This is a genomic window from Segatella hominis, assembly GCF_004535825.1.
In the GTDB taxonomy this organism is placed as follows: Bacteria; Bacteroidota; Bacteroidia; order Bacteroidales; family Bacteroidaceae; genus Prevotella; species Prevotella hominis.
This window is the reverse complement of record NZ_SGVY01000055.1, coordinates 1-26431: the sequence shown is the minus strand read 5'-3', so window position 1 is coordinate 26431 and position 26431 is coordinate 1. Positions and strand designations below refer to the sequence as shown.

Below are 26431 nucleotides of genomic sequence, written 5' to 3'. Positions count from 1 at the left end.
ACATAGTCATTCTGTTTGATTGATGGTGTAAAGATACGAAAAATACTCCAGATAACGGCATAAATCGAAGATTATTATCGTGAAATATAAACATCTTAAACAGGCCTTACTTTTTAAAGTGGGCTCAGTTATAAATTATGGTGTTCATCGACTTTGCTTTCTGTTTTCTGATAAAAATGAACGTATCGATGTTTCAGAATGCAAAGGTACAAATTATATTCTGAAAAATATTCAAAAAATCAGCCATTCTTTAGGATATTACTAAAGAAATGATTAATTTTGCGCATAAATATAAGTATAATATTGAAAAATAGTGTTTGTAAGTTTATGAATCAATCATCATCCATCAAATGATCTAAAGAATAATTTTTAATAATCACATATTTTAAAACAGCATTTATGACGTTAAAACATTATCTCCTATTAGCCGTGTTCCATCTGCTTTCATTCGTTGGATGCTGGGCTCAGAATTCCGTAGCTCCTATGAATATAGGCAATGTGTTCATGAAATTTGGCGAAACAGAAACGTCCGTACCTATCAAACTGACCAGTTGGGGCAAAAGCGATGCGAGGAGCATCACCTATACGCTCTACTACATGGAAACAGGTGAGAACGTGGGACCAACAACTGTTACTTTCGACCAGCCGATTACCTATGGTGAAACCCGTGAAGTGATATTCCCTATCAAAACAGGCACGAAACTGGGCACTGCTGATGTCATACTGAATATAACAGAAGTAAATGGTCAGTACAACGAGGCAACTATAGGAAGTATCTATATCACCTGTTGCACGGTCAATAAAATACCTCATAAACGTGTACTGGTGGAAGACTACGCAGCCATGTGGTGTTGGCATTGTCCTATCGGTCTAGTGGCTACAGATGCCATTGCCCGTATGTATCCTGAAGATGTTGTGCCAGTATCAGTTCACAAGACCGACGCAATCAGTCAGGCGGTTTCATATTCTGTCTATGATGGATTGATTGCCCAGTATGCAAATACGCTTCCTGCTGTTTGGATAGCCCGTGACACCAAGGCTGCCGGTTATGATGTTACGGATGCTTTCAAAATAGAAAAGGAAAGGGTAACGTGTATGAATATTGACGTGGAAGCACAGTGGGATGAGACAAATGACAATATCCGCGTGACTACCCAAGTAGAACCCTGCATGGCTCCAGCTGCAGACGATACTTATGCTATCGGCTATGTGCTGACAGCAAGTGGGCTGACAAACGAACAATGGGTTCAGGAGGCAAATTATTCCGAGTATGCGAGCGATACTTATAAGGATGCTCCTGAAGAAATGAAGTTTTATGCTGATATTAACAACTATGTAGAGGGGTATTCCAAGGTGAAGGGTGTGGTTTTCAATCATGTAGCCATCGAATCTCAAGGAATGCAGAGAGGTTTGGCAAATTCGCTCACCGGTTCCTTCCATTCCAATGAGGTAAAGAAACATTCCACCATATTTCATAATATCAGCAAGTACAGTGTGATTTCAGACCGAAGCAAGATAGAAATCGTGGCAGTTCTGTTTAATACCAAAACCAGAAAAATAGAGAATGCAGCACGTTGCTATGTAGGTGATGGAAAAGATGGTCCTACTGGCATTGAACAGATTACAAGACCGATTGCTGCTAAAAACTCTGACATTTATGATTTGCAGGGACGAAGGGTAAGCGGTAAACCTCAGGCAGGTATGTATATAGTCAATGGTAAAAAAATGATGATCAAGTAAAAGTATCTACACATATTATTAAGTAAGATTCTACATTTATGAATAAATATATATTTTCCATAGCAGTATGGGTGATAGGGACCATGGTCGCCTATGGCGGCCCGGTGGACGAAAGTCAGGCTAAGGCTTTAGCCAGCAAATATCTTATTAATCCAGTGAGCATGAGCGAGAGTCAGACCGTGGCTTACAGTCGTGGAACCAAAACTGTAGATCCTACGCTCCATCTTTTCAACAATCAGGATGGCGATGGATTTGTTATCGTAGCTGCTGATGATAGAGTAGGCGGTGTGCTCGGATATAGTGATAGGGGACAGTTGGATGCTGCCAATATGCCTGCTCCACTGATAGAACTTTTAGCAAGTTATTCCCGAGCAGTTGAGAAAGTGAGGGTGGACAGTATCAGCGTTACGCCCGCTTATGCTAAGCCTCCAAAGGCCTATGTCAAACCCTTGATAAGCGCAACATGGAGTCAAGAATACCCTTACAATTATTATACTCCACGCAGCAGTACTAGCGGCAAACCTACATTCACGGGGTGCACCATCACGGCCGCTGCTCAGGTGCTCTTTGCTCATAGATGGCCAGAAAAGAGACCAGCAGGAGTGATACTTGGCGAGGGTGCGATGGCGTATGATTATTATGATTGGAACAATATGCTCGACGATTACAGTCAGGGTGGTTATAATCAGGCACAGGCACAGGCCGTGGGAGTTCTGATGCGTGACTTGGGAAAACTGGCTCAGGCTACATATGGTGTGAGTGGAACACGATGTGATGAAGGTAAAGTTTGGAATGCACTGCAGAACTACTACAACTGTACGGTGCGTCAGCTGGAAAAAGATTTACTGCCTGGTGGTGAATTCCTGCAAGCCATCTACAACGAACTTTCGGCTGGTTGTCCGGTATTTATGACGGGTGGTGACCATGCTTTTGTATATGATGGATATGATGAGAACGGACTGGTTCATGTCAACTGGGGATGGGCTGGACTCGACGATGGCTATTTTGACATCAATACTGCTGCCGTGGCAGCTGGTGGCTATGGTAGTGATGGCTGTTACTATGAGAAGCAGTTGGCTCTGTTCATACATCCGAATAATGGGATCATTGAACCGCTTAGTCCTAAACCAGTAGTTTTGTCCATCAATAATAATCAGGCACTGCAGTTTCAGGTAAGTGAAGGAATGACAATTTCCTCCAGAATTCCAGCCCAGCTCAAGGGTGTAGGTGCCAGAAATTTGGCTCAGGACGACAATGGTGCTTATACAGGACAGGTGGGTATTGGTCTGTTTTCTGAGGATGGTAATTGTCTGCATGTTTTCGGAAAAACAGGTGTACTGACTTGGGCAACCTATTATAATAGCTATAATTTTGAATATGACTGGTGGGGAGCCGACTTGAGCGAGATAGATGGTCCTGCCGATGGTACGTATTATTTGCGTCCTTTAGGTCGTCGTCTGCTGAATAACGATGAGAACGAATGGGGTAACTGGACCTGTATGGTGAATGGAAATACTGTGCAGATGATGGTGAGTGGAGGTAAGGTGACGCTGATTCAATCGGACGACAAGCCACATCTGTCATTGGTAGGAAAACCTGATGTTTTGGAACCAGCCTATGCTTATAGCAGTCAACTCGCTGGTATTCAGTTGAACATTTCCAATCTAAGCCGTTATCAGGCTCGTGGCGAATTGCAGGTTGAACTGATTGGTACTGGCCATCTGGAGGGAGAAACCTATGAGGTACCGAATGCCTATATGATGCACATGGTGGCTCAGCGAATGACGACGACACCTTGGATTGTCAAGTTTATGACTTCCTATACAGGGACTACAGGTAATCATGAACTCAAGGCTGGCAAATATCGCATGAAGCTACGTTTCAATCACAATATTGAGACTAAGACCCCTGCGGTTTATGAGATTCCTGTTCCTGACGATTTCCTCTTGGAGGTTCATCCCAACAACTATTATGGCCGAGTAACTGTGACTTCCGTGAAGTTGCTCGACGAGAAGGGGAATTATGCGCCTTCACATCATTTCAATCTGGCAGAGTCTCCAAAGGTTACGCTGGGCATTTCGGGCTATTCCAAGTATATTACCCAGAATTATTATTCCACCCAGATGCGATATCGCCTTGTAAACATGAAGTCGGGAGAAACGGCTTATACCAGCAAGGGCTACATGGTGAGTATTCCGCGGAACAACGAGACCAATCTTACCAGTTCTACCAGTCATACGATAGATTTGACCGAACTGGCTCCAGGTGATTATGAGATTCATGTAGATATAGAGCGAGAGGGTGAATGGCTCGACCGATGGAACGCCAACACGCTGCGCCGCAAAATAACACTTTATAATGCAGTACTACCTGTCAATGTGGAAGTAACAACCTTTGCTGCAGAAAATTTACATGATGTGGCAAGTATAGCTTCATTCGGAGCACCCTTTGACGCAATTGTTCCTAATGGTGTAAAAGCATGGTACGTAGAGCAGATTCAGGGAGATAAAGTAATGCTGAAAGCCCTTCCTGAAGGTCATGCGATTCAAGCTGGGAGCGGCGTTATTCTTACTTCGCCTTCAATGACGGGAGTATTTCATATGGAGAAGGCTCCATTGTCAATGCCTGTAGCTGCGCTGACTGGCAATATGCTTCGTGCTTGTAAGGATGGTAATCATGTGGTTACTTCTCAGGATCATGCTTATCTGATAGGTTCTCAAAACCAAAAGACAAGCTTCTGCAAAGTTGATGTAGGTTCGATTTTGGATCCTTATACGGCTTATCTTCAGCATCCGTCTGATGCAGCAGTGTTACAATTCTGTTTTGTAGGTGATACAACAGGCATTGATAGGGTAGAGCAAGATCATAAGACCAAGAAACCTGATGGTATTTATGGCTTGGACGGACACCAGTATTCTTCTGCGTCTAAACCTGGACTTTACATAATAAAAGGTGAAAAACGAATGGTAAACAAACAAAGAAAATAACAAACAAATTTTATTTTGGGAACAAGGAAAGCGTGAGGATTTTCATTATGAAGAACCTCACGCTTTTTTTGCAACGAATGTTGTATACTTATCAGTTTATATCATTCGAAAACATTTTGCTTTGTACAATTTTTCATGATTATATTCCTATGTCACAAATTTAAGCGTTTTGTTATTTTTTTATATTTGGAATTAAGGCAATTTGATAGAATAAATGCGCTTTAAAGAAACATTTAACTCTAAATATTTTTATAAAACTTACTAATTGTTCGGTTAAAAACATATTTATATTTCAAATTGTAAGGATATGACTATAAACAAAGAACAAACTAAAACATAAGTAATAAAAATAAAACAATATGTTTGTTTGTGTTTTGTTTTTGTAGCAAAATGTATTAATTTTGCAGCCGAAAACGAACATAACGATAAAGGATGACTTGATTTGAATAACAACCAATGAAAGTCCGTTTTCAAAAAAGACAATCAATAGAAGTATTAACACATTATTAATTATTAAGGATTATGAAGAAGATTGAGGCAATTATCCGCAAGTCCAGATTCGAGGATGTCAAGAAAGCACTTTTAGCAGCCGACATCGAGTGGTTCTCTTACTATAATGTAAGAGGTGAAGGAAAGATGCGCCAGGCTCGTATTTATCGTGGTGTGATGTACGATACCAGTAGCATTGAACGAGTGCTTCTGAATATTGTAGTTCGTGATAAGAATGTTGAACCTACTATTGCTGCCATACAGGGTGCAGCACAGACAGGAGAAATCGGAGATGGTCGTATCTTCGTGATCCCAGTAATGGATACCATCAGAATCAGGACCGGTGAACGAGGCGACATTGCATTGTATAATGCAGAAAAAGAGAAATAATGACTTTGATTTAATATTGTATTCTAATTTAACTATAAGATATTTATGAGCAGTTTATTATTGACAACACTCGATACGGGTAACACAGCGTGGATGATTATGGCTACCATCTTGGTGCTTTTGATGTCAATCCCAGGTATTGCACTTTTTTATGGCGGTCTGGTGCGCCAGAAGAATATATTGAGTATTTTGATGCAGACGGTATTCATCGTGGCAGTAGTCAGTTTGATATGGGTAGCATTCGGATATTCCTGGGCTTTCTCTACAGAATATGCAGATTCCGGCAATCCTTTGGCTTGCATCATCGGAGGTTTTGATAAATGTTTCCTTCATGGCATCGGTCTGGATTCTATCATGCCTACAGGTATTCCAGAACTTACATTCGCTATGTTCCAGTGCATGTTCGCCCTGATTACTCCAGCCCTCATCCTCGGTGCTTTCGCCGAGCGTGTCAAATTCAACGGTTATGTACTTTTCACCATTCTCTGGGTCATCATTGCCTATCTTCCAATGGCCCACTGGGTGTGGGGAGGCGGTTTCCTGCAGGAGATGGGAGCCATCGACTTTGCTGGTGGTACTGTGGTTCATATCAATGCTGGTGTAGCAGCCCTGGTCATGGCACTCTGTGTGGGCAAGCGAGATGATTACCGTGCTGGTCATCCTATCACTCCTCACAACATTACCTTCGTGTTCATGGGTATGTCATTCCTCTGGTTGGGATGGTTCGGATTCAACGCAGGTAGCGGTCTGGCTGCTGATGGTCTGGCAGCAAATGCTTTCCTCGTAACCCATATTGCCACTGCAGCCGCAGCCACTACCTGGATGATCATCGACTGGTTTGTCAATAAGAAACCAACCACTGTTGGAGCTTGTACCGGTGCCGTAGCCGGTTTGGTGGCTATCACTCCAGCCGCAGGTAGTACAGATATTTTAGGAGCATTCTGCATTGGTATCATTTCTACCGTAGTCTGCTTCTTTATGGTAGCAGTCGTAAAAGAGAAGTTCAAGTATGATGATGCGCTTGATGCTTTTGGTGTTCATGGCATGGGAGGAATCTTAGGTTCTATACTCACTGGTGTTTTCGCCACTCATTGTGTGACTGGTGCCGATGGTGTACAGGGCGCTCTTTATGGTGATTGGCACCAGCTTTGGATTCAGGTAGTAGCCACCGTGGTAAGTATCATTTATAGTATCATAGTTACTTACATTATCTTCAAGGTGGTTGATAAGTCTGTAGGTGTACGTGTTGACAAGCGAGTAGAGGAGGAAGGTCTCGACATCTACGAGCATGGTGAGAGTGCGTATAGTAACTAATTAAGATTTCCACAGGTCAGCCTATAATGATCGACTAAATGCTTGAAATCGCAATGCTGAAGGCTGATAGAATAGGTTCTGACCCTGATACATGTGAGTTTTAAAATACATAGCCGGCTGATTTTATGTTTGTTACATAAAGTCAGCCGGTTTATTTATTTCTGCTAATCAGAGGATATCTATTCTCCTCTGCTAATATTATTTAATTGGACTGTTCCTCCTTTTCTTCCACTATTGGCTTAATGCGCCTGATACTCTTGTTGCGTTGGTTGATGATGAGCGGTACACGTTCCACTGTCACCATAGAAGTGTCAAGTCCCAATGCTTTTGGCTCATCAATGCCTATCTTGCAGATAAGAGCGTAGATACTCATCAGTAAATTCTGTTGACGATTGTCGGAACTTTCCGGGTAATATACGCGGTGGATAATGATGAAGCGGAAGTCGCCAAAAATACCATTTTTGCGAAGTGAGGTGTATGAACTGGTCAGATCCACCTTTTTGTCATCCACAAGGTCTTCCACCACTTGTCTCAGATAGAGGCTTACCCGAGGCTCTATGCGGAAACCTATGTGCATCGTTATGCTGTAAAGAGTATCGGGTACCAGGGTTTCGCAGCGGTATTCCAGTGTGTCTGGTGTATCAACAAAATCCATATTGATAAGCCAGTAATGATCGGCTCGTTTAGGTTGCTTGTTGATGATGGAATAGAGCAGTTTGTCATCTACAGCACCTTCCTTGCCGGCATGATTTACATATACAAGGTTGGACGCGTACTTGGGAATGCTTTCGTCGGCCTTGATATCGGAGATAATCTGATAATAGTCATCCAGTGGTTTGGTACTGATATAATGGCAGCGTATCTTCATGGCTCTCACCCATACATACATCATCAGGAAGAGGATTCCGCCGATGAGCATCGTACACCATCCTCCTGCAAGGAATTTTGACAGATTGGCTGCCAGGAAGATGGCTTCGATGGTGCAGTATGCGCCCATAAACAGCAGGGTGAAGACCCGTGCCACGCCCTTGCTGTGCAGGTAGAAACCGAGCAGCAGGGTGGTCATCAGCATGGTGATGGTAATGGCAAGTCCGTAGGCTGCTTCCATGTGTGAGGAGTCGCGGAAGAGCAGGATGATGAGCACCACGCCGATGTACATGGCGAGGTTGATCATCGGGATATAGAGTTGCCCCTTAACATGGGTTGGGTGCTTAATTCGCATGCGTGGCCAGAAGTGAAGGTTCATGGCTTCGCTCAAAATGGAGAATGTTCCGCTGATGAGTGCCTGACTCGCAACGATTGCAGCACCTGTGGCCATGATGATGGCGAAGAACAGCAGGCTCTGCGGCATGATGGAAAAGAAAGGATTCACGGAGGAGGCAGTCTGGATATGGTTCAGCACCCATGCTCCCTGACCCAGATAGTTGAGAATGAGCATGGTCTTTACGAATCCCCAACTGATGGCGATGTTCTTTCTGCCGCAATGCCCCAGGTCGGAGTAGAGAGCCTCTGCACCGGTGGTACAGAGAAATACGGCACCCAGAATCAAGAACCATTCAGGAGATCTTGCCAGCAGTATGGCTGCGTAATAGGGGTTGAAAGCCTTCAGTATCAATGGGTAAGACGTGATGCTGAATGCTCCCACCACACCCAGCAGCAGGAACCATAGCAGCATGAAGACACCAAACGATTTGCCTATGCTCTCTGTACCAAAACGCTGCACGAAGAAGATGATGGTGATGATGGCAAGGGTGATGGGAATGACTGGCAGGTGGGGACTGATGCTCTCGAGTCCTTCGATGGCCGTGGTCACCGTGATGGCAGGGGTGATGATTCCGTCTGCCAGCAGGGTGCTTGCGCCAATGATGGCAAGAATGTAAATCCACTTGCTCTTGAGTCGGCGCAGCAGGGCGTAGAGGGCAAGGATGCCTCCCTCGCCATTGTTGTCGGCACGCAGCGCCACACATACGTATTTGATGGTGGTCTGAAGGGTGAGTGTCCAGATGATACAGGACAATGCGCCCAGAATAGTACTTTCGTTGATGGTTTCGCCTGTATGGAGGATGGCCTTCATTACATAGAGGGGTGATGTTCCGATGTCTCCGAACACAATGCCTAATGTGACGAGCAGCCCTAAGAAGCCTACTTTGTGATGGTTGCAGGCTACTGAACTTTCTGTTTTTTCTCTCATATTTTTCTCTTGTTAATTAATGTATGATCCTTTCAATTAAGGAATGAACCTTTTTAATTGAAGGAATGACCCTTTGTATTATCCTTATTAGAACATAAAATTTCCCTTTTAATTATAAATTTGGGTGCAAAGGTATGAACATAAGTAGTAAAAAATGATTTGTTTAACAAGATTTATCTGTTTTAACTTCCGTTTTAATTGGAAGTAAATGACTGTTTGGAAGAGGTAAAAAGTGATATTCTTTCTCGGACTCAAAAAAAAGCCCCATCAACTATCCGAATCTTCATTCATGCTGAAATCGGAAGGTTAGTGCCATGTAAAAGAGATGATATCTTCTTTCTTCATCTTCATTTATACGCAGACCATGCTATTCAAGCAGGGCGATGTTGCTGCAAAGGTAGGAAAAAACTGAAATATACAAAACTTTTCACCTTTTTATAAATGATACTCTTCCTTTTATAAAATGAAAAATCCCCACTAACCATCCGTGTCCTTCTTGGAATCGGAAAGTTAGTGGGGACTCATTAGATGAAGGTCATCACTTTTTTTCGGGTGAACCTTTGAAAACAATCTGTCAATATCGAGTTGTCTTATCTATCAATGTCGATTACCTGGAAATGCTTGTTGAAGGTTAAATCCAACCCATTTGCCAATTCCACTTCGTATTCATTCTTGTTCATTTCAATCTTCTTTACCGCTTGCGCTGGATAATTCTCCTTCAGGTAGTTTCTGATGGCCTGCGGAATCAGCTTGGCTGGCACTTTTCCCTGCTTGCAGTCAATCTCAGTGAGATTTCCTTTTTTATCAAATTCCAGCTTGGTTCCGTTCTGCAGAACCACATCATAGCTCTTGTTGATAACTCCCGTCTCAATGGTAGCAAGTATCACCTTCTGATTGTTGAAATGGTTGCTGAGTAAGGTCTGAGCCTTTATCGGGAGAGCATTAACGGCGATAGGCTTGTCATTGCCTGCATTTGCTGCCATATTGCATGTTAGCATGCAGCAAATGGCAATCATCAAAATTTTTATCATTCTTTTCATAAGTCACAATATTAAAAGTTTATAATTTCTATTTGCGATGAATGTTTAAACATCCTATACTATATGTCCTATACATTATGAATTAGACGCATACTATCCACAAAGGTTTAAGTAAAAACATTCGTTTTTATATATATGCAATATTTCATCCCATGCAACTCGAAACGCCCAGCGAGGTGGCAAGTGCCGTAAGAATGCTGATGGCGATTTGAAGAATGGTCTTCCATGTGTCTGCTTTCATCTTACTCATTTGATTCGATTTTAAAGGTTAAACTTAAATATTTTATGTGTTTCACATGAGGTTAATTTTCCTTCTACAGTTCGTTGTCCTCGCCGCTACCGTCCTGTCCTGCGTCGCCCTTATTGTCGCCGCTTGGGTTGGAACCGATGCCTTGGCTGGTGCCGCCGCTTGGATTAGAGCCACCACCATCTGAGCCGTCGCCAGGAGTAGTTGGAGTGCTGAATTGCGCACCATGAACCGATTTAATTCAGACTTCATACATCGGAAATAGATACAAGTTACATCGTCAATGAATACTAGAAAATTCAGACATTATTCTCTTGGATGGGAATAGATTCACGTTCAATGAGCCTTAGTTTGGAGTGATTGTCACATTATTCTGTAGGTTTCACCACAGCTCTCCACTCCATAAACTGCTTGGTTGTTTCTCCGCTATGATGGTCGAGGAAGAGACTGTGGGCGGTGTCGAGCGCAGCAATCTTCTGCATGTCCTCAGCATCAAGTTCGAAGTCGAAGAGATTCAGATTCTCCTGCATTCTTTCCTTGTGAACGGTCTTCGGGATGATGATTACATCGCTCTGCAGCAGCCAGCGCAAGGCTACTTGAGCGGCAGTCTTGCCATATTTCTCGCCAATCTGGGTGAGGGTTGGTAAACATTCCGTTCTGACCTTCTACCAAAGGAGCCCATGCCATGAGCTTGGTGCCAACTTATCCATGAATTTTCGGGTCTCGTGCTGCTGGTTAATGTCATCATGCACATTCCCGATGTCTTGAAGGCAATGAACTATGCGCCCTGGGCTACCTTCGTGGAAACCCATCTTGAAGGTGTCAACCACAATCAGGTTACCCGTGCGGCCTTGAGCACTGAAGTCATAATGCATGGCAAGGCAAACCGCATTCATATTCCTGAAGATGGAGAGATTGTAGAACTGTAGCTGCAATGATAATCGTATAGGGTGATTGAACTTTGGTGACCTTTATCTGATGAAGGTCACCCCCATCACATGTGCCGGCCATCCAGCACTGGGCCCACATCAGGGTATGAAGCATACTTGAAAAGTGCCTCTGCATCTGCTTCCTCCCAATAGCGAAGTAAAATTCTTTCTGTTTCCATCAGATTATTTCAATGTAATTCTTCGTTCTTTATTTAATTATCAAGTCATTCAGTTTATCCTTTCTGATAATCTTAGGCTGAGCCTTGCCATCGAGAATGAGAATCTTCTTGCCGTTGCGATAGATTTCTTTTCCTGCTGCCTGCCAACCATTATAGCCGGAATCGAGTTCTATCACCTGATAGCCGTTCTTTGTCAATATAGCTGCGGCATTCTTGCTTCGTTTGCCGCTTCGGCAGTTCACGGCGATAGTCTTGCTTTTCGGAAGAGTGTCGATGGCCTTCTGCTCGAAGTCTGATTTCAGTACGTCAATGTTAATTGCACCACGAATATGCCCATTAGCAAACTCCTCTGCGGTTCGTACGTCGAGACGAATTACTGTGGTGTCAGCGATAGCTTTCTCATAGTCATCTGCCGACAGACTCTTATAGCCCTTATTTTGCGCCTGACAAGAAAACAAGTTTGATAGCATGGTTATGATGCTCATAATAAATATTTTCTTCATATTATTCTGTTTGTTTTTTATATCATGAATGGATCAAGCGTAGCCGCTTGTCGTCGAGCATTTTCATGAAGAAGATTTAGGTCATCTGTTCCAATACGGTGATTGGGTTAGTAATACCAGCCACAAAGAATGTGTCCCATATCTGGTCTATCTTGTTTTTGATTTCTCCTATTATCATATTATTGAATCTTAATATCTAATATTTTGTTCTTATGCAAAGATAATGCAAGCGAGCGCAATGAAAACTCGTTTTCAAATTGCCGTGTGCAGCTTATCTTATGCAAAAGTAATAAAAAATGGGTAAACGAGCAAATATCTGATGAGTTTTTCAATATTCTTTCAACTTTTCTTTTGGAAAACCCTATATTCAGTACAGAATCACTATCTTGAGGGTGTGACATAAGTATCCTGCTTAGGATATAAATATGGCAAAATAAAGCTGTGACAACTGTGACCGTGACCATTTTTTTTAATGAGAAATGAGAAAGACGAAAAAATGAGAAATTAGAAATGAAGTATAACAAACATCATATTGTTGGATTTTGTCATTTCTAATTTCTCATTTCGTTTTATATCCAATACATACCTGCGTGATGTCTTAATTCATTTTGGAAGGTTCGTTCATATATCATCGAAGATGCGTTCCTTTCCACCACAAAGATATACGCACATCAGAAAGCGTAGAATCTCACTATATTGATAACCATACAATGTGCATCTCAATCTCAAGGTGGAATCTATGGTTTGAGCTAAAAGAGCATCAAATTGCTCCATAATCGAAAAAAATCCTCCAAAAGAGTGAGTTTCTCAGATTTTATTTGTACTTTTGCCATGTCATTCAGAGTTTTATTTTGTATTTTTTTTTACAACACTAAGATAAGTGAGATTTCTGACATGGCAAAATCCTGAACAACTTATTGTTACTCAGGCACTTATAAAAAATAAATTATAGAGTTACGGAAATAAGGAATATATGGTTATCAATCACTTAAAGAAAGCAAAAGCATGGTGCATGCTGGGCATCCTTTCAGCCAGCCTCTGGGTGCCCATGCAGACGAAGGCCCAGCGAGTGGCTGTAAAGACCAATGCCCTCTACTGGGCTGCCTCTACACCCAACCTCGGAGCAGAGTTCAGGGTCAATCGCCACGTCACCTTCAATTTCGAGGCGGCCTACAACCGCATCAAGATTTTCAACATCGACACCCGTGGCACCATGATCACGCCCGAGGTGCGCTATTGGTTCAGCGCCCGTCCGCAGGCAGGTCATTTTGTGGGAATAGCCGGCATTGGCTGCCACTACAACTACGAACGTGGAACCAATCGCCATAAGGGCGACCTCTATGGTGGAGGCGTTACCTACGGCTATAGTTTCGTATTGTCGCGACGATGGAGTCTTGAGGCGACCCTTGGCGTGGGAATGGCTCACGTGCAGGAGATGAGATGGGACAAGGACGAGTATAAGCCCGGCGAAGCCAATGTGAAAGGGTGGAGACCCATCCCCATCAAGGCTGGTGTAACCTTCGTGTATCTAATCAAGTAAAAAGCACAATTCCCTGAAAGTCACACACATACGACGGCTTCCCCGTGTATAGTTCTCTTTATCAGCATAAGTTTCACAAAATGTGCCTACCATGCGTATTTGCAAAACGCATGCGCGAACATAATGTATATACAAAAATAAGATAAGAATGCAATTTATAACTACTCATAACTTATTATTTATGAAGCCGCTTCGCTCCATTACTTTTCTTGTCGCCCTGTTCTTGCTCTCTATGTCGGAAGTATCGGCACAGGAGGTGATGCGAGTGCTGGGTACGGTAGTTCTCAAGTCGGACGACTCACCCTGTATCGGAGTCAACGTTACCGACGCCACTACACGCCGTGCGCTTGCCATGACCGATGTCGACGGAACCTTTGCCGTCAACGTGCGTTCCAACGCCCGTCTGCGCTTCTCCATGGTGGGTATGAAGACCAAGGAGGTGGACGTGAAGGGCAAATCGCATCTGCGCGTGGTGCTCGAAGAGGAGAGTGTCTCGCTCAAGGAGGTGACCATCTCGCAGAAGCGCATTACCGACAAGATTCTGCCCGAGCAAACCGACATCGAGGTGAAAGGCAACTATTTCTATGTGAAGACCCGTGTGCGTGTGCCCCGCGAGATGTTCTCGCACAACACCCGACTCGTGGTTCAGCCCGTGCTCAACAACGCCACCCGCAAACAGGTGACACTCATGAAGCCAATAGTGTACGACGCACGCGAGTACAACGAGACGCAGGACCGACTCTACAACTTCGACCTCAACGACTCGCTCGCAGGCGACCCTCTGGCACGCTACATCACCGTGAAGAGCGAGCAGACACGTGAGAAAGGCCGCACCAACGACATCATAGGCTACAATGACTCTATCTACGTGGAGCACGTGAAGGACGACTTCTCGTGCGACGTCTATATGGCCATCGAGAACTATAACCGCATCCTCTACCGCGACACCACCATCATCGCCCGTGGAACCGTCAACCCCCTGCGTTTCCTCGACTACAGCTTTGCTGCCCACGAGCTTACCGATTCGGCCTACTTCCCTAAGAAAGAGGTGCAGCTTCGCGACAGTCAGGGCAAGGTGAACCTCCGTTTCCCCGTAGGCAAGGCCGTCTTCGACAACAGCGACCCGCAGAACGCCTCCGAGATCGACAAACTTCGCCAGCAGATAGAGAACATTTCAAAGTCGAAGGGAGCCTCGCTCAGCTCGCTCGAGCTCAGAGGCCAGTCGTCGCCTGAGGGACGCTACGCCAGCAACCTGAATCTTGCCAAGATGCGTATGGACTACGCCCTGGGCTTCCTGAAGCGCACCCTTCCTGCAGACATGACCCGGGGAATGACCTTCACGTCCGACGCCAAGGTGGCTCCCTGGTCGCATGTGGCCGAGATGCTTCGCAAGGACACCCTTGCCAGCGAGGCCGACAGGGTAGAGGCCATCCTGGCTACTCATAGTGACATCGAGGCACAGGGCAGAGCCATCCAGCGCCTGCCTTTCTATTACAAGATCATCGCCACACGCTGTCTGCCACAGTTGCGCCGTGTGGACTACACCCTGCACTACAACGTCTACCGCACACTCACCATCGACGAGATCGCCCAGCTCTACGCCCAGGACTACAGCCAGCTGTCGAAGTATGAGTTCTTCAAGCTCTACCATGCCGAGGCCGACACGGCGAAGCGTGTCACCATGATGCGCCAGGCACTCGAGGTGTACCCCTCATTCATGGCTGCAGCCAACGACCTCTCTGTGCAACTCATCAACCATCGCCAGTACGATGCCTCCCTGTTGCGCCCCTTTGCAGGAGCCAACGCCCCTCAGGAGGTCAACGTCAACCAGCTCATCTCCCTGCTCAACGAGGGCCTTTATGCCTCAGCCGACTCCGTGGCCCATTTTGTCAACGACAACGGGTCGACCCACACCATGCTGGCGGTCAACGCTGTTCTCAACGGCCGTTACGATTCCGAAAACTACGCCACCATCGCCAAGACGGGCAAGCGAAACGAGGTGGTGATGCTCCTTGCCATGAAGCTCAACGACGCAGCCCTGCGCATGAGCCGAAAACTGCCTGACAATGAGGCCGTGAGCCACTATCTGCGTGCCATCTGTCTGAACCGTACCGACGACCCCGCCGAGGCCTACGAGGAGCTGAAACGAGCCTTCGCCATGGATGCCTCGCTCAAGGAAATCGCCAAGGTCGACGGTGACGTGACCGACCTCCTGTCTATGGATAAACAACAATAAACACACACAGATCATCATGAAAAGAAAAGATTACATCCTCATAAGCGCCCTCATCATGGCGGGCGCACCCCTCATCAGCAATGCGCAGCTCTCGAATAGCGCTTTCGACTATATGCTGCAGCGCCCACAGGTCACCAAGTCGTACAAGGACAAGAAGTTCATTGACCATCTGTTCATGGACTTCGGCTTCGGAGGCAATATCATGGGTCACCACAACGTCAAGTTGGGACCCACCACCGAGATGGGCTTAGGCGACTGGATTTCGCCCGAACACGGAGTAAGACTCAACTTCTATGGCGGAACCTACAAGATTGGCAGCAAGGAGACGAAATATGCCTCCGTGGGCCTCGACTATCTGCTCAATATCACCGCCATCGCCCAGCCCGGCAATCACTACAGCCAGCAGCCCTTCGAGGTGTACGGCATTGCCGGTGTCGACCTGTCATATTCGCGTGAGAACAAGCACAACGACCATGGCTTCGGTGCCCACATGGGCCTGCGCGGACAGTATGCTTTCTCGCCCATCACCTACGTCTATGCAGAGACCCGCGTGGGCGTGACGCAAGACAACGTGGCTCAGGTGCAGACGTGGCGCAATCTTCGCCACATAGCAAGCCTCACCATGGGTCTGGGCGTCCGTATGCCCGACGTGCGGAGAGGCAACATGCGCTCTTATTTCTCCACGCCTCACTGCTTTGCCGACGGACTCTTTGCCGGCGTGCAGGCAGGACCCATGTTCCTTGGCAGCGCCCACATCAGCGACAGGCACGACAACACGGGCATGAGCGTGGGTGTGTCGCTCGGCAAGTGGATCGACCCCTGCAACGCACTTCGCCTGAACCTCAACACCACCACCTTCATGCAGAACGATGAGACCCGTATGCGTGCCATAGGTGCCCGTCTCGACTATCTGCTCAACCTGCACAATGCCTTCGGCGGACTCAAGCCCGAGCGACGCTTCTGGGTCAACGCCTTGGCGGGAATAGGCTTCAACTACTCGCGCGACTGGTACACGGAGTCACGATACAGTCTGAACGTAGGAGCCGGTCTGCAGGCCAATGTCCGCCTCTCGCGCGATATCGACTTCGTGCTTGAACCCCGTTTCGATCTCTACAACAGCCGTTGGGCGCCCAATATCAATACGGTCGACAAGCTCGACGTGACCAGCTCGCTCATGGCAGGATTCGTCTACACCTATCATGAGGAAATGTCGCGAAAGGCCCATCAGGCTGAGGACAATATAAAGATGCGACGTAGCAGTTTCGCCCTCACGGGAGGTATGGCGGTGCGCCTCTTCCAGTACGACGAGTGGAAGCGCTACATGCCTGTGACACGAATCAGCTACACCCACTGGTCGGCTCCGATGGCAGGATTCCGCTACAGCTTTCAGGGTATGTTCGGACGCCCCATCAACGAGCGCTACTATGGTGCGGCAACGGGTGGTTTCGACTGGATGACCGATCTCACGGCGGTAAGCTATGGTTGCGACAACTCACGTGTGCTCTCCCTGCGCTCCGTGGTGGGCTTCAATATTGGTGCCGACCACTCTGAGTACACCCGTCTCAACTCCGACCTTCATGCCGGCGGACAGCTTGCCCTGCGCCTCTCATCGCACGTCAACCTGCTGGGCGAGGCTCAGTTGGGCTATGAGTTCACCTCGCGCTACAAGGGCTACAGTTCGCATCGTCTGCAGCCCCAGGTGCAGTTGGGTGTGGAGTACAACGTGCAGCGCAGCTCACGCAACAAGGATCTCGACGAGGCTCCATCCCACAGAAATTACGTCTTCCTGAGTGTCGGAACGTGTGTCTATACAGGCAACATGGGCGATGGTGGAAGCATCGATCGCCGTCTCACTCTTCCCACCGACATCGGTTACGGACATTGGTTTAGCTCTCTGAGCGGCATTCAGGTGGCTCTGGGCAACACGCTCGTGCCTTCGCCCCACCTGGGCAGCAAGACGATCACAGCCCTTCGTGCCGACTACATGATGAACCTGAAGAGTGCCGTAACGGGCGAGTCTTCCGACGATGAGCTGGTGCAGCTCACGGGTATGCTGGGTGCTCAGGTGGCGGTAAGTACCAAGGAGCATCGCACGCCCAACTATGCTCCGGGTCTTCATGCTGCCATGCAGGCTGGCCTGCGCGTGTCGCCTCGTGTGGAGCTGTATCTTGAGCCTTCCGCCACGCTTTCTACCAAGAATCTCGAGGCGCCCCACTGGTGCAATCCTGCCGAGGTGGAACTGCGTCTCAGCGTGGGTTCGAAATATCATTTTTGAGAGGACGGCTTTTATCTGAATAAATCTGCCATCGTCAGCTGGCATTGGATGTTATCAGAATAGCCGCCCGTCTCAAGTCTATAGGAGGTGATCATCGTGATGAGTACCGTTTTCTCGGTGCCTGTTTTCCTGATGAAGGTCTCCCTGCTGTTGCGGATGCGGTTGTCCTCTTCTTCTGTAATAATGTAAGGGGCGCTGGATTATTGCATCGTCTTGATAGGCGATAATATCAATATATTCTGACATGTTTCTTTCATTTATAGCTATAGAGAATTGCCAAAAAGCGCAATTATTCTAAAAATTGGGATAATTCAAACAGGATTATAATTCGTTCAACGATTGGACTTTCATTAGATAGCATCGTAAAAAATAAATGTTTCACTTCTTGCCGTTCTCGCACTTCTGCCTTCATGAATGTAGAGGCTTGACGCAAGAACGAGAACACCGCTTCATTCGACCACCTGGTCAAGTGAGCACTCCTCACTGTAGAGGGATACTTCAAGCCAGAGGAATGGCAGGATGCCGAGGGAATCAAGCACAACCGAGTGATTCTCGTGGCCACCAAGTTCTACGAAGCTGTAGAAAAGGAGAACGTTCCTGATTCACAGCAGGGCAAGACCCAGAAGGATAAGTAAATCCTTCTCCTCATAAAAGAGCGGCCTTCGGGTCGCTTTTTTCAGTCATTGATACGGAGCGATGTGTGAACCGTGAGCTTGTGATAGACTATCTGAAGAAGCACCACACGCTTGTCTATTTTTTATTTGTGGGTGCAAAATTACGGCTAATCTCGCACAATATTATCCATTATATTTGCGTTATCATAGTGAATATTTGCACAAACGCAAATAAATGGAGATTACGCCCATATTTCAGAGCTTCTTTCAAAGAGCCAGTATGGAATACGATTCTATGATGAGGAATTGTATGATGAACTCTTAGAGATGATGAAGGCTTTCGATTCATCAACCCGAGTTAGAGGAGCCTATCGGCAGAATCTACACCTATTTTATATAATAACTTCCGTGAAAAGGTGGTGCTGAAGGATGTTGCCGATTTTGTAGGTCAGAATCCGACTTCGCTTTGCCGTTATTTCAAGAAATCCACCGATAAAAGCATCTTCCAGGTGCTGGCAGAAATCCGTATCGAGTACGCTTGCAAGCTGCTTGCCAATTCTGATCTGACCATCACAGAAGTGGCTTTCAGTTCCGGCTACAATACGCCGACTCTCTTCTTCGAGCAGTTTCAGAAAATCATCCATTTTACTCCTGCTGAATATCGCAGGGAAATTAATGGCGTTGCAAAATAGAGCAGATTAGATGAAGAACATCTGCAAAAATGAAAAACTTTGCAAAGATACACGATGATATTGCAAACATACAGAACTTTGTTAGGCGGAAAAGTCAGTAACTTTGCACCGTCAAAAGAATAGTTGAAATTTAAGATTAGTTTAATTATGGAAAAGGAAATATTATTGAATAATGGAGTGAAGATTCCTACACCGGGTTTCGGAACGTTTCTTACTCCTGATGGCGCAACCTGCGTTGAAGCAGTGAAAGCTGCCATCGCTGCAGGCTACACCCACATCGACACCGCTGCTATCTATAAAAATGAGAAGAGCGTGGGCGAGGGAATCAAGGAAAGTGGAATCAAGCGTGAGAATCTCTTTGTTACCAGCAAGGTTTGGAACACAGAGCGTGGTTACGACAAGACCTTGAAGGCGTTGGACAAGACTTTGAGCGATTTAGGGCTTGATTATCTCGACCTCTATCTCATTCATTGGCCAGCCAACGAGTTGCAGTTTGGCAAGGATGCAAATCAGCAGAATGTAGATACTTGGAAAGCGATGGAGCGTCTGCATGAAGAGGGCTTAATTCGCAGCATCGGTCTTTCCAACTTCATGCAGCATCATGCAGAGCCAGTAATGGCGAAGGCAAACATCTGTCCAATGGTTGACCAGATAGAGTATCATCCTGGATTCACCCAGAAGGAGTGTGTGGAGTTCTGCCAGAAGAACAACATTCTTGTGGAAGCATGGAGCCCATTGGGAAGAGGTAATGTCTTGGATAATCCTCTCTTGAAGTCGATTGCTGCCAACCATGGCAAGAGCGTGGCTCAAGTAGTCATCCGATGGGTGATGCAGACAGGCGTGCTGCCACTGGCAAAGTCGGTTACTCCAAGCCGAATCAAGGAAAACTTCGATGTATTCGACTTTGAACTCTCTCAGCAGGAAATGTTTGAAATCGCATCGCTGAAGGCTGACAGAATAGGTTCAGACCCCGATACATGTGATTTCTAATACGCTATGGTTTGGAGTGAAATGCTCCCAAAACATATAAGATGAAAATGTAAAAAGTTACGGAGAATATGAATATTCTCCGTAACTTTTTACTTAAAACATTCATATAATTTATCTGTTGTTTTCACCCTATGCAGGAAAATCTATTTACAAAATGCAGATCAGTCAATATCTATTAATTGGAAATGCTTGTTGAAGGTTAAATCCAACCCATTTGCCAATTCCACCTCGTATTCATTCTTGTTCATTTCAATCTTCTTTACCGCTTGCGCTGGATAATTCTCCTTCAGGTAGTTTCTGATGGCCTGCGGAATCAGCTTGGCTGGCACTTTTCCCTGCTTGCAGTCAATCTCAGTGAGATTTCCTTTTTTATCAAATTCCAGCTTGGTTCCGTTCTGCAAAACCACATCATAGCTCTTGTTGATAACTCCCGTCTCAATGGTAGCAAGTATCACCTTCTGATTGTTGAAATGGTTGCTGAGTAAGGTCTGGGCCTTGGCAGGAAGTGCATTTACAGAGATAGGCTTGTCATTGCCTGCATTTGCTGCCATATTGCATGTTAGCATGCAGCAAATGGCAATCATCAAAATTCTTATCATTTTTTTCATAAGCCACAATATTAAAAGTTTATAATTTCTATTTGCGTTGAATGTCTGAACATCCTATACTATATGTCCTATACTTTATGAAGTAGACGCATACTATCCACAAAGGTTTAAGTAAAAACATTCGTTTTTTCGCTTTTTTCTTTCTATTTCTCTTCTCCTGATTACATCAAGCAGATTCTCATCAAGAGTGCTCAGGATGCAAAAGATGCTGGTGCAGATATTCCAGATTCTGTAGGTTTCAGTTTCAGCGGTATGGGGGATAAAAAGCTGCAGAGATAGCCTGGCTTTGGCAGAAAGCCATCAGCCGGACGACCTCCTATGGGAATGTTGGGTCGCAAGATGGAGGGCGAATACATTACAGATCTCGGCATGACCAAATACCTGAATTATGTGGATGTCGTTTCATCTGTTGCTCCCCACTGGTATATTCGTCATGGCGCCCGTGACAGAGATACAGCCTTTTCTGTCTCCATCAATTTGGCTACCAAACTGCAGAATTCGGGCAAGGACGTTAGCTTCAAGCTTCCTTGGAACCGTCCTCACAGCGGCGACTATGCCTTGAACGAACCTGTTTGCCTGGTTAGCAGAAATCTTATAAAAAGGGATTGAGTCCATAAACTTGAATGATTGTTATTTTATCTTGTTATATTCCTCATCGCTCACAGGCTCCTGCCACTCGTTGGATGTGTTCTCGCCAGGTATTTCAAAGGCGAGGTGGGCGAACCAGCTGTCTTTTGCGGCACCATGCCAATGCTTCACGTTGGCAGAAATATGGATGACTGTGCCGGGGAGGATTTCCTGCGCAGGCTTTCCTTCCTCTTGATACCAGCCACGTCCGGCTACACCTACCAGCATTTGCCCGCCACCCTTTGTAGCGTGGTGCGTGTGCCAATTGTTACGGCAACCTGGCTCAAAGGTAACATTGAAGAAAGGTATCTGACTGTCGGATATTTTCGCAAGATAACTGTTGCCTTTGAAGTATTTGGCGTAAGCGGTGTTGGGTTCGCCGATAGGGAAGATCATCTCGCGCTGGAATGCAGCCTTGGCGTCTACTCCTTTCACATCTTCGTTCCATACCTCCTTTGCCAGATTGAAGGCAGCCCATGCCTTTGGCCAACCTGCGTAGAAGGCGATGTGGGTGATGATTTCTGCCGCTTCCGTGCGGGTAATGCCGTTGTTCTTTGCAGACTGCAAGTGATATTTCAGCGAGTTGTCGGTGATTCCTTGGCTGATGAGCGAAGTGATTGTTACCAAACTGCGGTCGCGCAATGAAAGCAGGTCATTGCGACTCCATACTTCTCCGAAGAGGATGTCGTCGTTGAGGTGGGCGAACTCCGGGGCAAACTCACCCAGCTGGGTGCGCCCTGCTGTCTGTACTATTTTCTTCATAGTATCATATTTTTAAATTCTTCTCCAGAAAACATCTTCGATGTAAAAAATAACAGTTATTCTATATATACTTCATTATATTTAAGCTGTTTTGCGATACTCGCTTGGAGTCTTTCCCGTCTGCGCCTTGAAAAAGCGGACGAAGTGCTGAGGATATTCAAAGCCGAGGCGCTGGCTGACTTGCGTTATGCTGAGGGTTTCATCATCAAGCAGTTGGCGGGAAGCCGAAAGCAGTCGGTCGTTGATCATACTCTTGGCGGTTTTGCCGGTCTCTGTCTTGACCAATTCACCGAAATATTTAGGCGAATAGCAGCATTTGTCGGCAAAGTAGGCTACGGTAGGCAGCCCTTCATGCTCCGCCTTCTGAGCAATGTACTCATCGAGCAGAGAGATGAACTTCTTGACCACCGAATGATTAATCTCCTCGCGAGTGATAAACTGTCGGTCGTAGAAGCGCAGACAATAGTTCAGCAGCAACTCGATGTTTGAAACGATGAGTTCACGCGAATGCTTATCTATAGGATGCTGCAGTTCCTGCTTGATCATTGAGAGCACATCACGGAAGATATTGACCTCGGCAGCGGATAAGTGTAATGCTTCGTTGCTTGTATAGTCGAAAAACTCGTATCGGGAGATGTTCTTGCCAAGTTGGGTGCGGTTGAGCAGGTCGGGATGGAAAGCCAATACCGTATATTTGGCAAACGGTACTCCAGGAATGGGTTCAACCTTAATCGACTGTCCTGGAGCAAACGAGGTTACGGTCATCTCGTCAAAATCATATTCTGTTCTGCCGTATGACAATTTGCAGCCCTTGTTTTCCTTCAGAAAGAGGGCGTAAAGTCCGTAGTGATGCACAGCCTCCTGTATCGGAGAGGCGTTCTCCACACGCACAACGCTTACCAGAGGATGAAGTGTTTTCACCCCTATGAAGTCGTTGAACTCCTGTATGGTATTAAAGAATAATTCCTTCATAATCCTATCCATTTTAAATTTCTGCAAAGATAATGCAAATGAGCGCAATGAAAGCTTGCTTTCAAATTGCCGAGTGCAGTAAATCTTTTGCGAAAATACGCATATTCTACCAAAGAGCTTATACCTATTTTTCGGAAGTTATTACCTTTATCGGAGTTTTTTATCCTTTGTACTTAAATACTTTAACCATATCCTTGTCGCCACCCACAAGCTGGCTGCAGTGGTTCAGCATTCCCGTGTCTGAGAAACCGCATTTCTCCATGACTCTTCCCGATGCAGGATTTCCGGTGAAGTGGTCTGCCCAGATGTTTTCGAAATGCTTTACTTGGATGCAGTAGTCGAGCATCAGCTTCAAGGCTTCGGTGCAGATTCCCTTGTTCCAATAAGGCTTTCCTACCCAATAGCCCACCTCGCAGTCGTTTTCTCCGATAGGGATGTTGCTGGTTTCATGGATGTAGTAGCCGATGCAACCGATTGCCTCGCCAGTCTCTTTCAACACAATCGCCCATGTCGTGTCGTTATGGAAGAATGTGCGGATAATCTCCCGACTTTCTTCTACTGACTTATGCGTCGGCCATCCTGCATGTGGTCCAACATCAGGGTCGGAGGCGTACTTGAAGAGCGACTCTGCATCTGATTCCTGCCAATATCGAAGTAAAATTCTTTCTGTTTCCATCAGATTATATCAATGTTTTGCTGTCTATTTACTTTGTGTGCTTACCCAAGCCAGTCGGTGAAGATAAGTATACATTCGTGCACCTTCTCAAAGAATCTCCTATTCTTTTCATCTTTTTATTTCAAGAAAGGATCAAGCGTAGCCAGCAGTTCGGCTTTATCTACCACACCGCTTGTGCGCCACAATACTTCTCCGTTTCGGAAGAGCATCAACGTAGGCACGGATTGAATGCGGTATTGGCTTGCTGTTACGCCGTACTTGTCCACATCCATCTTGATGATTCGGATGCGGTCGCCCAACACACTCTTCACTTGCTCCAGAATGGGGTGCATCGCCTTGCAAGGTTGGCACCATGTAGCAAAGAAATCGACCAGAACAAGCTGGCCACTGTTTATTACATTATTGAATGTCTCCATAATTATTTATCTATTTCCGTGAAACGATTAAAAGTTCTTTGAAATCACAACTGCCCGGAAAACCCTCGATTCAGCCCCGATTCTGGGTCTTCATAGATGACCGGCGCCTGCCATCATTTAAGCCCCGCCCCGGTCTTCATAGATGACCGGTTTTCGGCACGATAGGCTGTTCCTTCGATTGCTGGTGCAAAGATACGAAGATTTTCTGTATCTACCAAATTTTGGCATGTGATAAGGAGCGATTTTCAGCAAAACACTTACGATTTGAAACTTCGTTAAAAAACTAGCTCAATGTTTTATGTGGCGCATCTCTATGTTTTTGCGGTATCGAAAACTATATTTTGCGGTATAAATCAGCATATTACGAAGTAATACCCGATTATAGGGGAACGTATTCAGTATTCAGTATTCAGTTTTTTTCGCTCTTGTTACCATCCTCTGTATAGATAGTATATTATATATATATAATATAAAATAATTACTTATAAAATTTGTAACCACAGAAAGGGTAACTATCCCGAAAAAAACTGAATACTGAATACTGAACACCCTCTTAGATACCTCGCGCCCTGGGTATCATGGCAGCATCAGGGGAAGATACTACTAGTACGCGTACATAGTACGTACTAGGTAAATACAAAAATATTTTCGTACCTTTGCACCCGTAGTCAGGCAAGTAAAGTCTGGTTGCGGGCGTGACTACTTTTTTCACTATTATTCTGCAGAGCAGATGGAAAAGCCTAAATCGTGTGAAAGTGCAATAAAAAACGTCGGTAATGAACTTTTAACACTTAATATGCTGACAATTCAGAAAAAATGTTTATTTTTGCATTTATATTTTAGCGATTTAAAGGAGAATTTATGAAAAAGTATTTAATATTAATGCTGTGCCTGCTTTCTTTGAGGGGTACAGCTCAGAATAGATACGAGGACTTGGGCAATGGTACGGTTCTCGTACATAGGAATATTCCTTCATCAACATCTTCTTCCAAGAATACGAAGGTAACTTCAGTACAGCATTTGCATTTTCAGGGAATCTCGTTGAATACCTCATTTCGAAATTTTCTCAAGTATTTGCGTGCCAAGCATTTCTATGTCGATGTTCGTGATGAGTCTGATTATTGCTATATATCGGGGACTGTATGCGGTATCCCGGATTTCGACATATCTCTTGTGGGAGACTACAGTGATGATGGCATAATCCATGGCGTGACGGCCAGCAAGTCGTTTCCTGATGTTGAGTCGATGTATGCGGCATCGGAGTGTATTTTAGACAAGTTGACCAAAGCCTATCCTCGCCATGAAGGTGCATCTGTTTCCATGGTGGATGAAAACCGCAACGCGATAGATTTGTGGAACGTTGATGTTTTTAACGAGGAAGGCGCTTGTATCGGTATGCTTTATGTTTTTGCCCAGGAACCTGATGGTGCAGGAAACTGTAAGATTACCATAGAGTATAACGATTTTGTTAATTCTTTGGCTTCGGATGCTTATGACTATAATGTGATTGGCTACGGCAGACCGATAGATATTAGCGAGTACGTAAAGCCCACACTTGATGCATGCACGATGGAAGTAGGCAGTGCATTCTTGAAGTTCACCTGCCGTAGGGGCAACAATGTTTATGAAATGGTAGCCTTTGGTGAAGACAGAAGCAGCATCTTGTATAATTTGTTTGTAGATAGTAGTAGTCGTGAACTCAACAGAAAGATCATGAATGCCTATTTTGCCGAGAATCTCAGAGTCTATAATGGCAATGTAATGGCATGTACCAACAGTGCTTTCGATGATATTAGTTACAAGGTAGTGAGTGCGAACTTTAGCACCAACAATAGTCTGAAGAAAGCACCATCAAAGGGAGACTTTAACGAGTTTAACGAGAAGATATTAAATAGTCCTCAAATCCGCAACCTATAGGGTTTAGTGGGATTTTGCTTGCAAAGCGACAAAATTCATTTTATTGTACATATTTCTTGCACAACAGAAATGTCGCAGACACAAAATCCCCTTACCC

The 26431-nt window shown here is 45.5% G+C and carries 22 protein-coding genes and 5 pseudogenes; 14 read left to right on the top strand and 13 right to left on the bottom strand.

Annotated features, from left to right (window positions below; translation table 11 throughout):
- Window positions 1–399 precede the first annotated feature (399 nt).
- The 4 genes from EXN75_RS14655 to EXN75_RS14640 all read left to right on the top strand — a co-directional run bounded on the left by EXN75_RS14655 (window position 400) and on the right by EXN75_RS14640 (window position 6920).
- Window positions 400–1740 carry a hypothetical protein gene (locus EXN75_RS14655; protein ID WP_134844372.1) on the top strand — a complete coding sequence of 447 codons (1341 nt, stop codon included), beginning with the start codon at window positions 400–402 and terminating at the stop codon, window positions 1738–1740.
- Window positions 1741–1778: 38 nt separating this feature from the next.
- Entirely contained in the window at window positions 1779–4727 is a 2949-nt protein-coding gene (locus EXN75_RS14650) for a C10 family peptidase (RefSeq protein ID WP_134844371.1), read from the top strand.
- 522 nt (window positions 4728–5249) lie between these two features.
- Complete coding sequence (locus EXN75_RS14645; RefSeq protein ID WP_022111209.1) at window positions 5250–5606, top strand: P-II family nitrogen regulator; 357 nt, start codon at window positions 5250–5252, stop codon at window positions 5604–5606.
- Between the two features lie 45 nt (window positions 5607–5651).
- A complete protein-coding gene (locus EXN75_RS14640; protein WP_134844370.1) occupies window positions 5652–6920 on the top strand; it encodes an ammonium transporter in 1269 nt (422 codons plus the stop codon).
- A gap of 202 nt (window positions 6921–7122) precedes the next feature.
- Here the strand turns inward: EXN75_RS14640 and EXN75_RS14635 are convergent, their stop codons facing one another.
- The 4 genes from EXN75_RS14635 to EXN75_RS14625 all read right to left on the bottom strand — a co-directional run bounded on the left by EXN75_RS14635 (window position 7123) and on the right by EXN75_RS14625 (window position 11027).
- Window positions 7123–9111, bottom strand: coding sequence for a KUP/HAK/KT family potassium transporter (locus EXN75_RS14635; protein ID WP_134844369.1), 1989 nt, complete (start codon window positions 9109–9111; stop codon window positions 7123–7125).
- Window positions 9112–9701: 590 nt separating this feature from the next.
- Entirely contained in the window at window positions 9702–10094 is a 393-nt protein-coding gene (locus EXN75_RS14630) for a PepSY-like domain-containing protein (RefSeq protein WP_246031435.1), read from the bottom strand.
- A 202-nt stretch (window positions 10095–10296) separates the two neighbouring features.
- The gene (locus EXN75_RS17845) at window positions 10297–10401 is read right to left on the bottom strand and encodes a smalltalk protein (RefSeq protein WP_318346071.1); all 105 of its coding nucleotides are present in this window, start codon (window positions 10399–10401) and stop codon (window positions 10297–10299) included.
- 365 nt (window positions 10402–10766) lie between these two features.
- Complete coding sequence (locus EXN75_RS14625) at window positions 10767–11027, bottom strand: aldo/keto reductase (protein WP_134844367.1); 261 nt, start codon at window positions 11025–11027, stop codon at window positions 10767–10769.
- A gap of 96 nt (window positions 11028–11123) precedes the next feature.
- On the opposite strand from EXN75_RS14625, the gene EXN75_RS14620 reads away from it, so the two are divergent.
- A complete protein-coding gene (locus EXN75_RS14620) occupies window positions 11124–11327 on the top strand; it encodes a hypothetical protein (RefSeq protein ID WP_223176165.1) in 204 nt (67 codons plus the stop codon).
- A 69-nt stretch (window positions 11328–11396) separates the two neighbouring features.
- Here the strand turns inward: EXN75_RS14620 and EXN75_RS18050 are convergent.
- From EXN75_RS18050 to EXN75_RS14605, 3 pseudogenes are all read right to left on the bottom strand, one after another.
- Window positions 11397–11506: pseudogene (locus tag EXN75_RS18050) on the bottom strand (GNAT family N-acetyltransferase); the annotation flags it as partial.
- Window positions 11507–11628: 122 nt separating this feature from the next.
- Window positions 11629–12009 (bottom strand): annotated as a pseudogene (locus tag EXN75_RS14615) (rhodanese-like domain-containing protein); the annotation flags it as partial.
- 648 nt (window positions 12010–12657) lie between these two features.
- Window positions 12658–12842 (bottom strand): annotated as a pseudogene (locus EXN75_RS14605) (IS1380 family transposase); the annotation flags it as partial.
- A 140-nt stretch (window positions 12843–12982) separates the two neighbouring features.
- Between EXN75_RS14605 and EXN75_RS14600 the strand changes: the two are divergent.
- Window positions 12983–13549 (top strand): DUF3575 domain-containing protein, encoded by a 567-nt coding sequence (locus EXN75_RS14600; RefSeq protein ID WP_134844364.1) that lies wholly within the window; start codon window positions 12983–12985, stop codon window positions 13547–13549.
- Window positions 13550–13714: 165 nt separating this feature from the next.
- On the opposite strand, the gene EXN75_RS18370 is transcribed toward EXN75_RS14600, so the two are convergent.
- A complete protein-coding gene (locus EXN75_RS18370) occupies window positions 13715–13903 on the bottom strand; it encodes a hypothetical protein (RefSeq protein ID WP_246031437.1) in 189 nt (62 codons plus the stop codon).
- Between EXN75_RS18370 and EXN75_RS14595 the strand changes: the two genes are divergently transcribed.
- From EXN75_RS14595 to EXN75_RS14565, 6 genes and pseudogenes are all read left to right on the top strand, one after another.
- Window positions 13815–15785: a carboxypeptidase-like regulatory domain-containing protein gene (locus tag EXN75_RS14595; protein ID WP_246031436.1), complete on the top strand. Its 1971-nt coding sequence runs from the start codon at window positions 13815–13817 to the stop codon at window positions 15783–15785. The genes EXN75_RS18370 and EXN75_RS14595 overlap by 89 nt on opposite strands.
- Window positions 15786–16992: 1207 nt before the next feature.
- Complete coding sequence (locus EXN75_RS14585) at window positions 16993–18060, top strand: hypothetical protein (RefSeq protein ID WP_134844361.1); 1068 nt, start codon at window positions 16993–16995, stop codon at window positions 18058–18060.
- A gap of 44 nt (window positions 18061–18104) precedes the next feature.
- Window positions 18105–18287, top strand: a complete 183-nt coding sequence (locus EXN75_RS14580; protein ID WP_134844360.1) for a hypothetical protein — start codon at window positions 18105–18107, stop codon at window positions 18285–18287.
- Window positions 18288–18452: 165 nt separating this feature from the next.
- Window positions 18453–18695, top strand: a pseudogene (locus EXN75_RS14575) (single-stranded DNA-binding protein); the annotation flags it as partial.
- A gap of 219 nt (window positions 18696–18914) precedes the next feature.
- Window positions 18915–19366 (top strand): annotated as a pseudogene (locus EXN75_RS18690) (helix-turn-helix domain-containing protein); the annotation flags it as partial.
- Window positions 19367–19513: 147 nt separating this feature from the next.
- A complete protein-coding gene (locus EXN75_RS14565) occupies window positions 19514–20356 on the top strand; it encodes an aldo/keto reductase (protein WP_134844359.1) in 843 nt (280 codons plus the stop codon).
- A gap of 161 nt (window positions 20357–20517) precedes the next feature.
- Here the strand turns inward: EXN75_RS14565 and EXN75_RS14560 are convergent, their stop codons facing one another.
- Complete coding sequence (locus tag EXN75_RS14560; RefSeq protein WP_371318282.1) at window positions 20518–20907, bottom strand: PepSY-like domain-containing protein; 390 nt, start codon at window positions 20905–20907, stop codon at window positions 20518–20520.
- A 375-nt stretch (window positions 20908–21282) separates the two neighbouring features.
- On the opposite strand from EXN75_RS14560, the gene EXN75_RS18360 reads away from it, so the two are divergent.
- Entirely contained in the window at window positions 21283–21573 is a 291-nt protein-coding gene (locus EXN75_RS18360; protein ID WP_246031432.1) for a hypothetical protein, read from the top strand.
- A 21-nt stretch (window positions 21574–21594) separates the two neighbouring features.
- Here EXN75_RS18360 and EXN75_RS14550 read toward each other — a convergent pair whose 3' ends face one another.
- From EXN75_RS14550 to trxA, 4 genes are all read right to left on the bottom strand, one after another.
- Window positions 21595–22353, bottom strand: a complete 759-nt coding sequence (locus tag EXN75_RS14550) for a carboxymuconolactone decarboxylase family protein (RefSeq protein ID WP_134844357.1) — start codon at window positions 22351–22353, stop codon at window positions 21595–21597.
- Window positions 22354–22434: 81 nt separating this feature from the next.
- A complete protein-coding gene (locus tag EXN75_RS14545) occupies window positions 22435–23325 on the bottom strand; it encodes a helix-turn-helix domain-containing protein (protein WP_246031431.1) in 891 nt (296 codons plus the stop codon).
- Window positions 23326–23485: 160 nt separating this feature from the next.
- The gene (locus tag EXN75_RS14540) at window positions 23486–24001 is read right to left on the bottom strand and encodes a GNAT family N-acetyltransferase (protein ID WP_134844355.1); all 516 of its coding nucleotides are present in this window, start codon (window positions 23999–24001) and stop codon (window positions 23486–23488) included.
- 116 nt (window positions 24002–24117) lie between these two features.
- Window positions 24118–24417, bottom strand: a complete 300-nt coding sequence (trxA, locus tag EXN75_RS14535; RefSeq protein WP_134844354.1) for a thioredoxin — start codon at window positions 24415–24417, stop codon at window positions 24118–24120.
- Window positions 24418–25278: 861 nt separating this feature from the next.
- Between trxA and EXN75_RS14530 the strand changes: the two genes are divergently transcribed.
- Window positions 25279–26334: a hypothetical protein gene (locus EXN75_RS14530; RefSeq protein WP_134844353.1), complete on the top strand. Its 1056-nt coding sequence runs from the start codon at window positions 25279–25281 to the stop codon at window positions 26332–26334.
- Window positions 26335–26431 lie beyond the last annotated feature (97 nt).

Excerpts from the sequence above, each read along its gene's own strand:
- EXN75_RS14655 (WP_134844372.1), top strand. The coding sequence starts at position 400 with ATGACGTTAAAACATTATCTCCTATTAGCCGTGTTCCATCTGCTTTCA.
- EXN75_RS14650 (WP_134844371.1), top strand. The coding sequence starts at position 1,779 with ATGAATAAATATATATTTTCCATAGCAGTATGGGTGATAGGGACCATG.
- EXN75_RS14645 (WP_022111209.1), top strand. The coding sequence starts at position 5,250 with ATGAAGAAGATTGAGGCAATTATCCGCAAGTCCAGATTCGAGGATGTC.
- EXN75_RS14640 (WP_134844370.1), top strand. The coding sequence starts at position 5,652 with ATGAGCAGTTTATTATTGACAACACTCGATACGGGTAACACAGCGTGG.
- EXN75_RS14635 (WP_134844369.1), bottom strand. The coding sequence starts at position 9,111 with ATGAGAGAAAAAACAGAAAGTTCAGTAGCCTGCAACCATCACAAAGTA.
- EXN75_RS14630 (WP_246031435.1), bottom strand. The coding sequence starts at position 10,094 with ATGGCAGCAAATGCAGGCAATGACAAGCCTATCGCCGTTAATGCTCTC.
- EXN75_RS17845 (WP_318346071.1), bottom strand. The coding sequence starts at position 10,401 with ATGAGTAAGATGAAAGCAGACACATGGAAGACCATTCTTCAAATCGCC.
- EXN75_RS14600 (WP_134844364.1), top strand. The coding sequence starts at position 12,983 with ATGGTTATCAATCACTTAAAGAAAGCAAAAGCATGGTGCATGCTGGGC.
- EXN75_RS18370 (WP_246031437.1), bottom strand. The coding sequence starts at position 13,903 with ATGGCAAGCGCACGGCGTGTAGTGGCGTCGGTAACGTTGACTCCGATA.
- EXN75_RS14585 (WP_134844361.1), top strand. The coding sequence starts at position 16,993 with ATGTCGCGAAAGGCCCATCAGGCTGAGGACAATATAAAGATGCGACGT.
- EXN75_RS14565 (WP_134844359.1), top strand. The coding sequence starts at position 19,514 with ATGGAAAAGGAAATATTATTGAATAATGGAGTGAAGATTCCTACACCG.
- EXN75_RS14560 (WP_371318282.1), bottom strand. The coding sequence starts at position 20,907 with ATGGCAGCAAATGCAGGCAATGACAAGCCTATCTCTGTAAATGCACTT.
- EXN75_RS18360 (WP_246031432.1), top strand. The coding sequence starts at position 21,283 with ATGGGAATGTTGGGTCGCAAGATGGAGGGCGAATACATTACAGATCTC.
- EXN75_RS14550 (WP_134844357.1), bottom strand. The coding sequence starts at position 22,353 with ATGAAGAAAATAGTACAGACAGCAGGGCGCACCCAGCTGGGTGAGTTT.
- EXN75_RS14545 (WP_246031431.1), bottom strand. The coding sequence starts at position 23,325 with ATGAAGGAATTATTCTTTAATACCATACAGGAGTTCAACGACTTCATA.
- EXN75_RS14540 (WP_134844355.1), bottom strand. The coding sequence starts at position 24,001 with ATGGAAACAGAAAGAATTTTACTTCGATATTGGCAGGAATCAGATGCA.
- trxA (WP_134844354.1), bottom strand. The coding sequence starts at position 24,417 with ATGGAGACATTCAATAATGTAATAAACAGTGGCCAGCTTGTTCTGGTC.
- EXN75_RS14530 (WP_134844353.1), top strand. The coding sequence starts at position 25,279 with ATGAAAAAGTATTTAATATTAATGCTGTGCCTGCTTTCTTTGAGGGGT.